Origin of the sequence: Actinomadura madurae (assembly GCF_047130825.1) — a bacterium.
GTDB classification, from domain to species: Bacteria; Actinomycetota; Actinomycetes; order Streptosporangiales; family Streptosporangiaceae; genus Spirillospora; species Spirillospora madurae.
This window is the reverse complement of sequence record NZ_CP083237.1, coordinates 6,485,310-6,498,939: the sequence shown is the minus strand read 5'-3', so window position 1 is coordinate 6,498,939 and position 13,630 is coordinate 6,485,310. Positions and strand designations below refer to the sequence as shown.

At 71.6% G+C, this 13,630-nt stretch carries 17 protein-coding genes; 10 read left to right on the top strand and 7 right to left on the bottom strand.

Annotation, left to right across the window (positions count from 1 at the left end; all coding sequences use genetic code 11):
* The first annotated feature begins 80 nt into the window (after positions 1-80).
* Entirely contained in the window at positions 81-479 is a 399-nt protein-coding gene (locus K8Z49_RS29700; protein ID WP_024934694.1) for a DUF3592 domain-containing protein, read from the top strand.
* A gap of 22 nt (positions 480-501) precedes the next feature.
* Here the strand turns inward: K8Z49_RS29700 and K8Z49_RS29695 are convergent, their stop codons facing one another.
* Positions 502-1,347 carry a helix-turn-helix transcriptional regulator gene (locus K8Z49_RS29695; protein ID WP_412515782.1) on the bottom strand — a complete coding sequence of 282 codons (846 nt, stop codon included), beginning with the start codon at positions 1,345-1,347 and terminating at the stop codon, positions 502-504.
* Positions 1,348-1,449: 102 nt separating this feature from the next.
* Here K8Z49_RS29695 and K8Z49_RS29690 point away from each other — a divergent pair, with 102 nt between their 5' ends.
* The 8 genes from K8Z49_RS29690 to K8Z49_RS29655 all read left to right on the top strand — a co-directional run bounded on the left by K8Z49_RS29690 (position 1,450) and on the right by K8Z49_RS29655 (position 7,746).
* On the top strand, positions 1,450-2,397 hold the full coding sequence (locus K8Z49_RS29690) for an SDR family NAD(P)-dependent oxidoreductase (RefSeq protein WP_412515781.1): 948 nt from the start codon (positions 1,450-1,452) through the stop codon (positions 2,395-2,397).
* A gap of 18 nt (positions 2,398-2,415) precedes the next feature.
* Positions 2,416-2,952, top strand: coding sequence for a glycosyltransferase (locus tag K8Z49_RS29685; RefSeq protein WP_075022938.1), 537 nt, complete (start codon positions 2,416-2,418; stop codon positions 2,950-2,952).
* Positions 2,945-3,748 carry a MerR family transcriptional regulator gene (locus tag K8Z49_RS29680; RefSeq protein ID WP_021594320.1) on the top strand — a complete coding sequence of 268 codons (804 nt, stop codon included), beginning with the start codon at positions 2,945-2,947 and terminating at the stop codon, positions 3,746-3,748. Before K8Z49_RS29685 ends, K8Z49_RS29680 begins: the two co-directional genes overlap by 8 nt.
* Before the next feature lie 59 nt (positions 3,749-3,807).
* Positions 3,808-4,437: a GNAT family N-acetyltransferase gene (locus K8Z49_RS29675; RefSeq protein ID WP_412515780.1), complete on the top strand. Its 630-nt coding sequence runs from the start codon at positions 3,808-3,810 to the stop codon at positions 4,435-4,437.
* A 57-nt stretch (positions 4,438-4,494) separates the two neighbouring features.
* Entirely contained in the window at positions 4,495-5,019 is a 525-nt protein-coding gene (locus K8Z49_RS29670; protein ID WP_021594318.1) for a hypothetical protein, read from the top strand.
* Between the two features lie 75 nt (positions 5,020-5,094).
* On the top strand, positions 5,095-5,940 hold the full coding sequence (locus K8Z49_RS29665) for a DUF4097 family beta strand repeat-containing protein (protein WP_412515779.1): 846 nt from the start codon (positions 5,095-5,097) through the stop codon (positions 5,938-5,940).
* Positions 5,941-5,971: 31 nt separating this feature from the next.
* A complete protein-coding gene (locus K8Z49_RS29660; RefSeq protein ID WP_021594316.1) occupies positions 5,972-6,946 on the top strand; it encodes a daunorubicin resistance protein DrrA family ABC transporter ATP-binding protein in 975 nt (324 codons plus the stop codon).
* Positions 6,943-7,746, top strand: coding sequence for an ABC transporter permease (locus K8Z49_RS29655; RefSeq protein ID WP_021594315.1), 804 nt, complete (start codon positions 6,943-6,945; stop codon positions 7,744-7,746). The genes K8Z49_RS29660 and K8Z49_RS29655 overlap by 4 nt, the downstream gene beginning before the upstream one ends.
* 11 nt (positions 7,747-7,757) lie before the next feature.
* On the opposite strand, the gene K8Z49_RS29650 is transcribed toward K8Z49_RS29655, so the two are convergent.
* The 6 genes from K8Z49_RS29650 to K8Z49_RS29625 form a co-directional block, all read right to left on the bottom strand.
* Positions 7,758-8,225: an N-acetyltransferase family protein gene (locus K8Z49_RS29650; RefSeq protein WP_412515778.1), complete on the bottom strand. Its 468-nt coding sequence runs from the start codon at positions 8,223-8,225 to the stop codon at positions 7,758-7,760.
* Positions 8,222-8,593, bottom strand: a complete 372-nt coding sequence (locus K8Z49_RS29645; RefSeq protein WP_075022934.1) for a MerR family transcriptional regulator — start codon at positions 8,591-8,593, stop codon at positions 8,222-8,224. Before K8Z49_RS29645 ends, K8Z49_RS29650 begins: the two co-directional genes overlap by 4 nt.
* A 19-nt stretch (positions 8,594-8,612) precedes the next feature.
* Entirely contained in the window at positions 8,613-9,617 is a 1,005-nt protein-coding gene (locus tag K8Z49_RS29640; RefSeq protein WP_412515777.1) for an MDR family NADP-dependent oxidoreductase, read from the bottom strand.
* Positions 9,618-9,686: 69 nt separating this feature from the next.
* Positions 9,687-10,322 (bottom strand): hypothetical protein, encoded by a 636-nt coding sequence (locus K8Z49_RS29635; RefSeq protein WP_412515776.1) that lies wholly within the window; start codon positions 10,320-10,322, stop codon positions 9,687-9,689.
* Positions 10,319-11,497: a serine hydrolase domain-containing protein gene (locus K8Z49_RS29630; protein ID WP_412515775.1), complete on the bottom strand. Its 1,179-nt coding sequence runs from the start codon at positions 11,495-11,497 to the stop codon at positions 10,319-10,321. The genes K8Z49_RS29635 and K8Z49_RS29630 overlap by 4 nt, the downstream gene beginning before the upstream one ends.
* Positions 11,498-11,532: 35 nt before the next feature.
* A complete protein-coding gene (locus K8Z49_RS29625; protein ID WP_075022930.1) occupies positions 11,533-12,936 on the bottom strand; it encodes an MFS transporter in 1,404 nt (467 codons plus the stop codon).
* Positions 12,937-13,020: 84 nt separating this feature from the next.
* Here K8Z49_RS29625 and K8Z49_RS29620 point away from each other — a divergent pair, with 84 nt between their 5' ends.
* A complete protein-coding gene (locus K8Z49_RS29620; protein ID WP_021594308.1) occupies positions 13,021-13,599 on the top strand; it encodes a TetR/AcrR family transcriptional regulator in 579 nt (192 codons plus the stop codon).
* Positions 13,600-13,630: the final 31 nt, after the last annotated feature.

Below are 13,630 nucleotides of genomic sequence, written 5' to 3'. Positions count from 1 at the left end.
GCCATTGAAACATGCGGTCGTGCGCGGCCACCGCGCGTCCAAGATGCATGAACAAGTCACGGGGGCAGGCCGTCGGCTGCATGCTCGGTGCCGCCTTCTTCGGTCTCATCTCGCTGGGGTTCTTCATCGCCGAGATCGACCGCATGCGTGCGGGCGAAGAGACGTTCGCGCGGGTCATCGAGGCAGAGGAGGGCTACAAGAGCGGCCACCTGGTGGTGGCGTTCACCACCGTCGACGGCCAGAGCGTCCGGGTCAAGATCGAGCAGAGCGATTGGGGAAAGCTGCCGGACCCCGGAGACAGGGTCAAGGTCCGGTACGTGCGCGGCGACCACAACAATGCCGCGAAAGCCGACCGGAACATCGTCGATCGATTCTGGGTGCCGGTCACGCTCGCCACGTTCGCCCTCACGTTCGCCTATTTCGCTGTCTGCCGCCTGATCGGCCACACCAACAAGGTGATCCGTTTCCTGCTCGGTTAAAGAACCCGGTCGTTGTGTCAGGTCAGGAGACCGTGGATTGGAGGCCCAGGACGGTGGCCAGGGAGAGGCGGTCGGCGTCTTGGGTGTCGGGTTCGGCGGTGTAGACGGTGATGCGCAGGTCGTCGAGGGCGACGAAGAGCGTGTCGCAGTCGAGGGTGATCGGGCCGACCGACGGGTGGTCGATGGTCTTGTGCCGGGACGGGTCGGGCAGGGGCGGCGGGGCCTCGGCGTCCCAGAGTTCGGCGAAGCGGGGGCTGCCGGAGGTCAGGTCGCTGATCAGGCGGCGCAGGGCGCGGTCGGCGGGGTAGCGGGAGGCCGTCACGCGCAGGTCGGCGACGAGCCGGGCCTCGTGCTCGGCCTGCTCCTGGGGGGTGTGGACGACTCTTGAGGGCAGGCGGGCGACGTTGCGCCAGACGGCGTTGCGCTCCAGGCCCCGCCAGGCCGTCGTGTCGCCCATGAGCGCGTCGTAGGGCGCGTTGGCCAGCACGAGCGTCCAGCCGGCGTCGTACACGGCCACCGGGGTGTGCGACAGCCGGTCGAGCAGGCGTTGCACGCTGGGCGTGACCCGCGACGGCACGACGTCCGGGCCGGGCGCGGCGTGCCCGGCCAGCCGGTACAGCAGGTCGCGTTCGGTGCCGGGCAGGCGCAGCGCTCGGGCGAGCGACTCCACCACCTGCGCCGACGGCGCGGTCGCGCGCCCCTGTTCCAGGCGGGTCAGGTAGTCGGTCGAGATGCCGGCGAGCGCGGCCAGTTCCTCGCGTCGCAGCCCGCTGGCCCGCCGCCGGCGGCCCACCGGCACGCCGACCGCCTCGGGTGCCAGCCGGTCGCGCCGGCGGCGCACCGTCCGGCCGAACTCCCACGCTTCCACGCGATCCAGTCTGCGCGATCCGCATGGAATTGTCCTGGCCCTGGCAGTCCTACGAAAACCGGACGACTGCCTGCGGCTCGGCCGGGTGCGCAGGCTGGGGCCATGACCGAACCCGGAACCGTTCTGATCACCGGCCCGACCCGCAACCTGGGCCGTCACGCGGCGCTGGCCATGGCCGGACGCCCGCACGGGCGGCGTCCCGACCTGCTCCTGCTCGGCCGCGCCGGGCGGGAGCTGACCGCGGTCGCCGACGAGGCCCGCGCGCGAGGTGCCCGCGTCCGCGAGATCGGCTGCGACCTGTCTCGCGTGGCCGACGTGCGAGCCGCCGCGGCCACGGTGCGCGACCTGCTCTCCACCGGCGCCGTCCGGCCGCTGCGGGCGCTGGTCGCCAACGCGGGCATCATGTCGGCCGACACCAGGCAGGCCTCGGCCGACGGCTACGAGATGACCTTCGCCGTCAACTACCTCGCCCACGCCCAGCTCATCGGCGACCTGCTCGGCTCGTTCACCGCCCCGGCGCGGGTCGTGCTGCTCGGCTCGAACACCTATCACGCCAACTTCTGGCGCAAGCTGCTCCACGTGGCCGAGGCCGAGTGGGCCGATCCGGTCGAGCTCGCCCGTCCGGCCGAGGGAGAGCAGGTGCCGGGCATGACCGCCTCCGGCGTCGCGTACTCCAACGCCAAGCTCGCGATCCTGTACTACGCCCATGAGTTGCAGCGCCATGTAGGCGACGGGATCAACGTGTCGGTGTTCGAACCGGGCTGGATGCCCGGCACCGCGCTGAGCCGTGGCGCCCCCAAGGGGGTCCAGGCGATGGGCCGTGCTCTGGGCCGCGTACCCGGTGTGTCGACGCCGCGACGCTCGGGGCCGCTGCTGGCGGCGATGGCCCTCGATGAGAAGTGGGCACACGTGCGCGATGGCGCGTTCGTGGTGAAGACCAAGGTGACCGACGTGCAGCCGGTCGCCCACGACCGCGTCCGGGAGCGGCGCCTGTGGGAGGCGACCGCCGAGCTGCTCGAGCGCGCACGGCTTGACCCTCACGTTGCGTGAGGCTCGAAGGTGGGGTGCATGAGCGACCACTACAGCGCGTTCGAGATCAGCCCCGTACCCGCTCCCGGCCCGGACGCGGTCCCGCCGGAGCCGTACCGCGGCATCTATGGAATGCCCGCGTTCGTGACGATCCCGACGAACGACCTGGCGGCGTCGGTGGACTTCTGGATCCGCGGGCTCGGGTTCTTCGAACTGTTCGGCATCCCCGGCAGGCTCGTGCATCTGCGCCGGTGGGCGTTCCAGGACGTACTCCTCGTCCAGGCGGAGAGCGTCCTGGACGAGCCACCGGCGATGAGCGTCAGTTTCGCGTGCGTGCTCAGCCAGGTCGATTCCCTCGCCGAGGACTGCCGTGCGATGCGCCCGGACTCGGTCGAAGGACCCCGCGACACCCCCTGGAACACTCGGGACGTGGAGGTGATCACCCCGGAGAACGCGCGGGTCGTCCTCACCGCGGCCAAGCCCTTCGATCCGGAAAGTCAGGAGGCGCGGGACCTTGAAGCCGTCGGGATCACCCCACCGGGTTTCGGCCGGGACGACAATGAGGAGCATGCCTGATGCCACCGACGCCGATGGCCTGACCGTCGGTCAGGTGTCGACGCGTCTGGGTGTGACGGTCCGTGCGCTGCACCACTGGGACGAGGTCGGCCTGGCGCGCCCGACGCTGCGCACGGCCGCCGGCTACCGGCTCTACACCGCCGGTGATCTGGAACGCCTGCACCGCATCGTCGTCTACCGTGAGCTCGGTCTGGGCCTGGACAGGATCCGGGAGCTCCTGGACGACGCGACCGCGGACGTGCCGGGCGCGTTGCGGGCGCAGCGCGCCCAGATAGCCGAACGGATCGACCGCCTCCGGCGGCTCGGCGCCGGGCTGGACCGGATGATCGACGCCCACGAGCGCGGCCTGCTGCTGACCGCCGAGCAGCAGGCCGCGATCTTCGGCCCCGAGTGGAACCCGGACGGGGTCGCCGAGGCCCGCCGGCGCTACGGACACACGCCGCAGTGGCAGCAGTTCGCCGAACGCGCGGCGTCCCGCGGTCCGGAGGAGTGGCAGGCCGTCGCCGACGCCGTTGCCGACCTCGACCGCGCCCTCGGTGATGCGATGGACGCCGGCGTCGCACCCGGCAGCCCGGAAGCGAACGAACTCGTCGAGCGGCACCGCGAGGTCTTCTCCTCGTACTTTCCGCTCACCAGGCAGATGCAGGTCTGCCTGGGGCGCATGTTCGAGGCCGACCCGGGATTCGCCGCGCACTACGACGGCATCCGCGCCGGCCTCGCCCCATGGTTCCGCCGGATCATCGACGCCGGCGCCCGCGCCCACGGCATCGACCCTGACACCGCCACCTGGCAGTAGAGCACGGCGTCACCGCGAAGCCCGCGCACAGTCGTCGCAGCGACTGAGAAGGTGTCGGAGTGCTCACGCTTGGGGAGATCGCTGAGGCTCCGGAGGTTCTGACGTATCGGCTGAGCCTGCGTGACGGTCCCGAGGTCGTGCTTCGGCCGCTCGTCCACGCCGACGCGGAGGGGCTCGCCGGATTCCTCCGGGGGCTTTCGGGCGAGTCGCGGCGGTTCAGCACGTTCGACGGGTACGACCTTGCGGCGGCCCGGGAGCTGTGCGACGCGATCGCGCGCTACGACAAGCTCCGGCTGGTGCTCGAAGACGCGGCTTCCAGGACGATCGTCGGCCTCTTCGAGCTCAGCCTCGCCCTCGTGGACGAGGACGTGGCGCGTTACCGTGCCGCAGGCGTCCAGCTCACCGAGACGTCCGACTGCCGCTTCGGGCCCACCTTGGCCGACGCGTTCCAGGGCCGCCAGGTGGGGACGCTGGCCTTCCCGCTCCTCACGGACGTCGTCCGGAAGCTCGGCCGGACGAGGATCATCCTGTGGGGCGGCGTCCTCGCCGACAATGCCCGTGCCATCCGCTTCTACGAGAAGAACGGCTTCCGGCACATCGGCCCGTTCACCGGCCCGGACGGACTCCGGTCGCTCGACATGATGCTCGACCTGGAATCACGTCCCGGCCAGCCGGTGACGCCACCTTGAAGCGGAGTGACGTCATTTTGACTTGACTTGACGTCATGATGGCGTCATAGTGAGGGCATGGATCTGATGCCCTACGTGGAGAACCTCCGCCGTGAGCTGGCCGTCGCCGCGGAGGCGGGCGGGCCGGACGCTCGCGAGCTGGCCGAACGCCTCAGCGGTGCTCTCGCGTCGGCCGCCAGGTTGGCGCTGCTGGAGGCGCTGTCGGCCGCGGCGGACGAGATCACCGGTGATCTCGCTCCGGGCTCGGTCGAGGTGCGGCTGCGCGGCGGTGACCCGGCGTTCGTCGTGACGCCGCCGCAGCCGGCGCCGCCCTCGCCCGGCGGGGCGGAACCCGCGCGGGAGCCCGTCCGGGAGCCCGTGCCGCCGTCCGTGGAGGAAGGCGGCACCGCGCGGATGACCCTGCGGCTGCCCGAGCACCTCAAGGTGCGCGTGGAGGAGGCGGCAGGCAGGGACGGGATCTCCGTCAACGCCTGGCTCGTCCGCGCGATCTCGGCCGCGTTCGAGTCCGGCGCCGGGAGCCGTCCCGCCGACCGGCCGCAGCAGTCCCACAGCGGGCGCAGCTACACCGGCTGGGTGCGCTAGCCCGGCCCGGCCCCACCGCTCATCGCCCGGCCCGAGGCCGGGATTCACCACCGGACCCATGAGGAGGGCTCCGCCATGCCTGCTTTCGACACCCCCGAACCGATCACCGCCGAGATCCAGGTCTACACCGGCCAGGTCCGCATCCACGCCGGCGACCGTTCCGAAACCGAGGTGGAGGTGCGCCCGAGCGACCCGGACGACCAGGCGAGCGTGCAGGCCGCCGAGCGGACGGTCGTCGAGTTCTCCGGCGGACGGCTGCTGGTCAAGGGCCCGAAGCCCAAGGGGCTGGCCTACCTGCGCTCCTGGCGCGGCTCCATCGAGGTGACCGTCGTCCTGCCGGCCGGGTCCCGCGTCGAGGCCGAGGTCGCCGCGGATCTGATCGCGACCGGTCCGCTCGGCGAGACCGTCCTGCACAGCGCCAACGGCGACCTGCGTCTGGAGGAGACCGGTCCCCTGGAGGCCAGGGCGTCCAACGGCGACATCTCCGTCGACCGGGTGACCGGCCCGGCGGAGGCGAGCACCTCCACCGGGACGATCCGGTTCGGGACCATCGACGGTCCCGGCACGGTGAAGACCTCCACCGGCTCCATCGGCATCGGCGAGGCGACCGGTGACCTGGATCTGAAGACCGGCACCGGTCACATCGACATCGACCGCGTGCCGGCCGGCGTCACCGCGAAGTCCGCGCACGGCCGGATCCGGATCGGTGCTGCGGTGAGCGGCACCGTCCACCTGGAGAACGGCTACGGCAAGGTCGCCGTCGGCATCGCCGAGGGCACGGCCGCCTGGCTGGACCTGCACTCCAAGAACGGCGTGGTGCGCAACAGCCTGACGCCCTCTGAGGGCCCCGAGGACGCCGGCAAGGTTTTGGAGCTGCACGCGCACACCAACTGGGGCGACATCGACGTCCACCGATCCTGACTTTTCGACGACACCGGCAAGGAGCCCCCTCATGAGCGACGCGATCACCGCCGAAGGGCTGGTCAAGAGATACGGCGAGGTCACCGCCCTGGACGAGTTGACCTTCTCCGTCCCCGAGGGCACGGTGCTCGCCCTGCTGGGCCCGAACGGCGCCGGCAAGACGACCACGGTGCGAGTCCTGACCACGCTGCTGCGCCCCGATGGCGGCCGGGCCACGGTCGCCGGACACGACGTCGTCCGGGACGCCGCGCGGCTGCGCGCGCACATCGGCCTGTCCGGCCAGTACGCCGCCGTCGACGAGCACCTCACCGGCGCCGAGAACCTGGAGATGATCGGACGCCTGTACCACCTGGGCGCGAAGCGCAGCCGGGCCCGCGCCCGCGAGCTGCTGGAGCGTTTCGACCTCGTCGACGCCGCGGACCGTCCGGTCAAGGGGTACTCCGGTGGCATGCGCCGCCGGATCGATCTGGCCGGCGCGCTGGTCGCCGACCCGCCGGTGCTGTTCCTGGACGAACCCAGCACGGGCCTCGACCCCCGAGCCCGCGCCGCGCTGTGGGACACCATCTCCGACTTCGTCGCCCGTGGCGGCACGGTGCTGCTGACCACCCAGTACATGGAAGAGGCCGACCGGCTCGCCGACCGGATCCTGGTGGTCGACCACGGCCGCGCCATCGCCCGCGGCACCGCCGACGAGCTCAAGGACCAGGTCGGCGGTAACCGCATCGAGCTGGCCGTGAGCGACCCCGACGAGCTGGAGACCGCCCGGCAGGCCCTCGCCTGGGTCGCCGTCGGTGCCATGCGGACCGTCCCGGAGTCGCTGCGGATCACGGTGCCGGTCACCGGCGGGCCGGAGGCGCTCCGCGAGGTCCTCGGCCGGCTCGCCCGCGAGGGCGTCCGGGTGCGGGACGCCGGGCTGCGGCGCCCCACCCTCGACGACGTCTACCTCACCCTGACCGGGCGCCGGGCGTCCGGCACCGAACCGCAGGCCGAGGAGGCCGCCCGATGAACGCGCTCACCATGCCCATGGCCGACGGCTGGACGATCGCCAGGCGCAACACCCTGAAGATCAGGCGGTCGCCGGACATGCTCGGCGCCGTCGTCATGCTCCCGATCGTGCTCGTGCTGCTGTTCGCCTACGTCTTCGGGAGCGTCATCGACGTCCCCGGGATGTCGTACAAGGAGTTCCTGCTTCCCGGCATCTTCGTCCAGGCCGTGATCACGGGCGCGCAGGTCACCGGCTACACGCTCACCCTGGACCTGCAGAAGGGCATCTTCGACCGGTTCCGCTCGCTGCCCATGGCGCCGTCCGCGGTGCTGATCGGCCAGACCATCAGCGACCTGCTGATGAATCTCGCCGGCCTGGTCGTCATGGGGACGATGGGGCTGATCGTCGGCTGGCGGGTGCACACCTCGCCCTACAAGGCGGTCCTCGGATTCGGGTTGCTGCTGCTGTTCGCCTACGCGTTCTCGTGGGTCACCGCGGCCGTCGCGCTGGCACTGCGCACTCCTGAGAGCTTCAACAACATCGCGACCATGGTCTCGTTTCCGCTGGTGTTCATCTCCAACGCCTTCCTCGACAGCTCCGAACTGCCCGCGCCGCTCCGCGTCTTCGCCGAATGGAACCCCGTCTCCGCCTTCACCCAGGCGGCACGCGAACTCTTCGGCAACACCAGCCCCGCGCTGAAGACCTCGGACGCCTGGCCCGTCCAGCACGCCGTCCCGGTGTCACTGCTCTGGATCGCCGTCATCCTCGTCGTGTTCGTCCCCTTGGCCACCCGCCTCTACAAGAAGGCGGTCAGCACCTGACCGGCGGAGCGTCAGCCGCCGCTGGGCCTGTGCGGGGTGGAGCGCATCCTGATCTTGATGTCGCCGTCGCCGAGCCGGGCCACCTCGCGCAGGCCGAGGCGCCGGTAGAGGGCGAGGGCGCGGTGATTGACGGTCAGGACGTCCAGGACCAGGGCCTTGTCCTGCCGGCCGGCCTGGTCGAGCAGGGCGGTGATGAGCTCGGTGCCGATCCCGCGGCCCTGGTGGCCGGGGAGGAGCTCGATCCGGCCGAGGTAGATCTCGGTGGGACGGTGGTCGACGGCGAGCATCCCGACGTCGGCGCCGTCCGCGGTGATGATCTGCCAGTGGCCGGGGTCGAACGAGCGCGAGTGAAAGCCGCGCTGGACCTCCTCGTCCCAGCCCCAGACCGCGGTGACGTAGGCGCCCATGGCGGCCTTGTGCAGCTCGAAGCAGAACTCGTCGTCGGCGGGCGTGGCCGGCCGCAAGCCGATGCCGGTCATCGGTCGGCCGGGGCGCCGGTTTGGGCGGCCAGCCGGTCGCGAAGATCGGTCAGGCGGGCGATCTCGGCGTCGAGGACGGCGAGGCGGCGGCGGGCGATGCCGCTCGGGGCGCATGCGGGGCTGTCGTAGGGCGGCAGCGCGTCGCCGTCGAGGAGGTGGAGCCGGTCGGCGCAGGCGCGGAGGTCCTCGATCGTCAGGCCCAGGGACAGCATCCGGCGGATCGTCAGCACGCGGGCCACGTCCGCGGCGGCGTAGCGGCGCTGGCCGCTCGGCGTCCGGGACGGCGGCGGCAGCAGGCCGCGCTGCTCGTAGAGGCGCAGGGCCCGCGGGGTCGTCCCGGCCGCCGCCGCGGCGTCGCTGATCCGCATCGGGTCTCCTCTCGGAGGTCTAGAGCTCGATGATGACCGCCCCGAGGTACCGGCCGCCGATCAAATCGTGCAACGCCCGCGGTGCCTGACCGATGCCCCGGATGCGTACGTGCGGGAAAGTGATGCCCCCTGCGCGCAGCCAGGCGCCGAACCGTTCGGCCCACTCCCCGGTGCCGTCCGGACCGCCGAAGCCGCGCATCGCGATGCGTTTGGCGACCAGCTGGAAGGTGTCGATCTCGACGGGGGCCGTGGTGCCGGAGCGGTCCGGCGCCAGCTGCCCGGCGAGCGTCCCGACCAGGACGAAGCGCGCGTCGTGGCGAGCGGCGGCGATCGCGGCGCGGAGCTGCTCGCCGCCGACGTTGTCCACCACCACGTCGATGCCGTCGGGGGCGGCCTTCGCGAGCTGCTCGGCGAAGGGTTCCGTGCCTCGGATCAGGGCCGCGTCGTAACCCAGCTCCGAGACGAGGCGTCCTGCCTTCTCCCGGGAACCGGTGCTGCCGATCACCCGGCCCGCGCCCAGCAGGCGGGCGATCTGGCCCGCCAGGGAACCGACCCCGCCCGCACCGCCGGACACGAACACGGTGTCGCCCGGACGGACCGGCGCGTCCCGCGTCAGGGCCGCGTAGGCGATGGCCGCCTGGCCGAGATGGGCGGCCGGATCGGGCAGCGTGTCGTCCAGCGGCGAGCACTGATCGGCCGGCATGACGGCGTGCTCGCGCCAGCCGAGCCAGTGCCGGACGAGGTCGCCGGGCCGCGGCCCGGCGTCCGGCGGCGCCGACACGACCTCGCCGATCGCGGCCCCGAACAGCGGATCGCCGGGCCGCAGCGGCGGGAACGGGGTGCCCTCGACGCCGCCGCCGATCAGGGTGCGCACCGCCGGGAAGACCTGGAAGAAGCGGTTGCGCACCAGCACGTCGCCCTCGTCCGGCACCGGTACGGGCACCTCCACGACGGCGAAGTGCTCTGGCCTTGGCAGCCCGTCCGGCAGGGCGGCGAGCTTGACGATGCGCGAGGTCGGCGGCATGGGACGCTCCTGAGACGTCAAGTCGGGAAGGGCGTCGCGACGCTAACCCCTGACCTCCACCATCGAGCGTTAGCTCTTGACCTGTGAGGTGAGGTCGGGTGCGGCTGGGGAGCGGGCCTTGCCTCTGCGGCGCAGGCCCGCGTAGAGGAAGGTCGCCGCGTTCGCCGCGAAGAGCGCCGCTGACAGCAGGACGCTCAGGAGGGTGTCGCTCTCGCCGGGGCGGTCGGGGAGGCGCGGGTCGAGCAGGCCGAGCGGGTCCTTTCGCAGGGTGATCTTCTGGAGCGGCTTGATCTGGCCGAAGCAGTTCTCCTGCTGGGAGATCTTGTGGACGGCGTGATCGCCCGTGGTCTCCACGACGGTGCAGAACCAGTCGGCCCCGCGCCGGGCGTCCCGGTTCTCGACCTTGGTGACGACGGCGGGGGCCGACTCGCCCAGCGTCTCCATGTAGACGATGTAGAGCGCCGGCCCGGCGAAGATCGGCAGGGCGAACCCGGTGACGGCGACCAGGACCGCCGCACCGGGCCGCTGCCACGACGAGCCGACGACGGCGATCGCGACGAATGCCGTCACCACGGCGATGATGACGCCCACCACGATGAGGCCGTACGGGTATTGGGCCACCCAACCCCCGAAAGCGAGCAGCGGCGGGACGAGCAGCGCCCATTTGAGGGAGTCGGCGAGGGGCGGTCCAGTGCGGGGAGTCACTGTTGGAGGATAAGGTCCCTGGCCAGTTCGGCGATGGGTTGGCTGGACCGGTCCCCGGAGTTGCCGAGGACGACGACGACCCATCCGCTCGCGGGGAAGAAGTCGAGGTTGGCGGACGTCCCGAGGGTGCTGCCACCGCCGTGCCCGTGCACCCACTGGTCGCCTGCCAGTTCCGTGAGCGAACCGTATCCGGCGAACGCCGTGCCGAGTTGTTCTTCCGATGGCTCGTCGTCGGGTCTGGGGATCTTCGCCCCCAGCATGAGGCTGGTGTAGACGGGACCCAGCAGGTCGTCGTTCATGAGGATCTGCGCGAACCGGTCCATGTCCGCGCACGTGGCGAAGGAACCGCCGGGCGGCAGCGCGATGTAGGCGTGCTCTTCGAGGCCGTCGGTCCATTCCGACGACCCGGGCTTCTTGTAGTACGGGTGGGCGAGCGTGGGGTCGGCCCGCCATTGAGGTTTGGTGAAGAAGCCGCTGTCGCCCATGCCGGCGTCCCGGAAGAGATGCTTCATGTACGTGTAGTAGGACTGTTTCGAAAGGGCGGCCACGATCGCCCCGAGCAGGCAGTACGCGGAGTTGCTGTACTGGTTTCCGGCCCCGGGAGGGAAAGCCAGATCGACTTTCCGGATGAAGTCCACCGTGCCGTCGAGTACCTCGTCCGGGCTGTTCCATTTCTCGGACGCCTCCCTGTACCCGGGCAGGTTGTGGAAGCCACCGAGGCCGGAGGAATGGGTGAACAGGTGGTGGACGGTCACCTTGTCCGCGATGTGCGCCGGGAAGCCGTCGAGGTGGGCGCCGAGCTTGTCGGTGTAGTTCAGCTTCCCCTGCCGGGCGAGCTGGTGGACGGCGACGGCGGTGAACATCTTGGTGACCGACCCGAGCGCGAACCGGGTCCGCGGCCCGTTTCGCACTCCCTTCTTCCTGTCGGCCATCCCGTGCGAGCGGCTCAGCACGGGCCGCTTCCGGTAGGTCAGGAGGACGGAGCCCGAGAACCGGTCCCCGGCCGCGAGGTCGGCGATGAGCTGGTCCAGCTCGCCTCCAGGTTTCAGGCCGGGAGGAATCCGGCCGGACGCGGCGGCAGCGGGCGCCGCTCCGAGGGACGTCAGGGCGGCGCCGCCGGAAGCGGCGGCGCCGCCGAGCACCTTGAGTGCGGTTCGCCGTGATGTGGGAGTCATGCGCCGATACAACGGCGTCGCCTGTTTCCCTGCCGTTACGCCGCCGCCGGACGGCCGGGGGTCAGGACCGCCGCCGCGGCCGCTCCCACGGCGGCGACGACCGCGGCCAGGACGAACCCGTCGGTGAACCCGTCGAGGGTCTGTCCCGCCAGGCTCGCCGCGGCCACGCTGGAGATGACCGCCGCCCCGATGGACGCCCCGAACTCGTGGAACGTGCTGACGATCCCGGACGCGATGCCGGCCTCGTGCGGGGCCACCTGGCCGAGCGCCGTGGCCGACGCGACGACGAACATCGCTCCGGTCCCGGCGCCCGCGATCGCCGTGCCGATCACCACGCTCAGCGGGCTCATCGACACCGCCGGGACGGCCATCCCGACCGCGGCGGTGACCAGCCCGGTCACGGCGAGCCGGCGCGGTCCCGCCGTGGCGATGGCCCGGCCGGTGAGGTTGGCGCCGAACATCGTCGCGACGGCGACGGGGAGGAACAGCAGGCCGGTCCGCAGCGCACCGAACCCCTCCGCGTGCTGGAAGTAGAACGTGCCCAGGAAGAACACCGCGATCATGAGGGCGGTCGCCATCAGGATCAGGAACGTGCCGGTGGCCACCGGGCGCCGCACCAGCAGCGAGACGTCCATCATGGGTGACCGGGCGGTCTTCTGCCGGGCGACGAACGCCACGTAGCCGACCGCGGCCAGCAGCACCAGCCAGCCGATCGCGGGGCTGAGCCAGCCGTCGTCGCCGGCGCGGATGAACGCGTAGATCAGGGCGCCGGACGACGCCGTGACCAGCAGTGCGCCGAGGACGTCCGGTCGTGCCCGGGGGCCCGGCACGCTCTGCCGCGGCAGCATCCGGGCGAGCGCCGCGATGATCACCACGCCGATCGGGACGTTCACGTAGAAGACCCAGGGCCAGCCGGGGCCGGCCGTCAGGGCGCCGCCCAGCAGGACGCCGAGCGCGGCGCCGCCGCCGCCGAGCGCGGACCAGACGCCGAGCGCCTTGTTCCGCTCGTCGCCGTCGAACAGGCTCACCACCAGGGACAGCGCGGCCGGGGACAGCATCGCCGCCCCGACCCCCTGCGCGATCCGGCCGCCGAGCAGGACGCCGCCGGACCCGGCGAGCCCGGTCACCAGGGACGCCGCCGTGAAGATCAGCAGCCCGGCGAGCACGACCCGCCGCGCCCCGATCAGGTCGGCGGTCCGCCCGCCGAGCAGCATCAGCCCGCCGAACGTGAGGGTGTAGGCGCTGACCGTCCAGGTCACGGCCTGGCGGCTCAGCTCCAGGTCGGTCTCGATGTGCGGCAGCGCGATGGCCACGACGGTGACGTCGAGGATCAGCATCAGCTGGGCGATGCCGAGGAAGCCGAGGATGCGCCAGCGGAGCGGGTGGGCCGTCCCGCCCGTGCCGCCCGCGCCCTCCGGGCCGGGGATCTTGTCCGTCATCGAATCTCTCTCCTTAACTCGTACTCGACTGTACGACTTAGATGAGAGTAACACGTACTTCGGTGTACGAGTTAGGATTGGGCCATGTCTTCCGCATCACCCGGCCGGCGCCGGCGCGCAGACGCCGAGCGCAGCATCGCCCGCATCGTCTCCGCGGCCCGCGAGAGCCTCAGCAGGGACCCGAGCGCGAGCATCGACGACATCGCCAAGGCCGCCGGGGTCGGGCGGATGACGCTCTACGGCCACTTCCGCAACCGGGCCGAGCTGGTCGACGCCGCCCTGGCCGACGCGCTGCGCTCCGGCGAGGAGGTGCTGGCGGGCGTCGATCTCACCGGGAACGCGCGGGAGGCGCTGGACCGGCTGCTGGAGTCGAGCTGGTCCCTCGTGGCCGAGTCGGCCGCGCTGCTGACGGCGGCCCAGGGCACCCTTTCCGCCGGACGCATCCGCGAACTGCACGGCCGTCCCGCCGACCGCCTCGAACAGCTCATCCGCCGAGGTCAGGACGAGGGCGTGTTCCGCACCGACATGCCGATCACGTGGCTGGTCAACGTCGTCCAGTACGTCCTGCACGGTGCCGCGGAGGAGAACCGCGCCGAGCGCCTGAAGACCGAGGAGACCGCCCCCCTCATCACGGCGACCGTCCAGTCGATCCTGGCCGCCTGACCCGCGTCCCCGCCCGGCGAAGCGGCTTTAC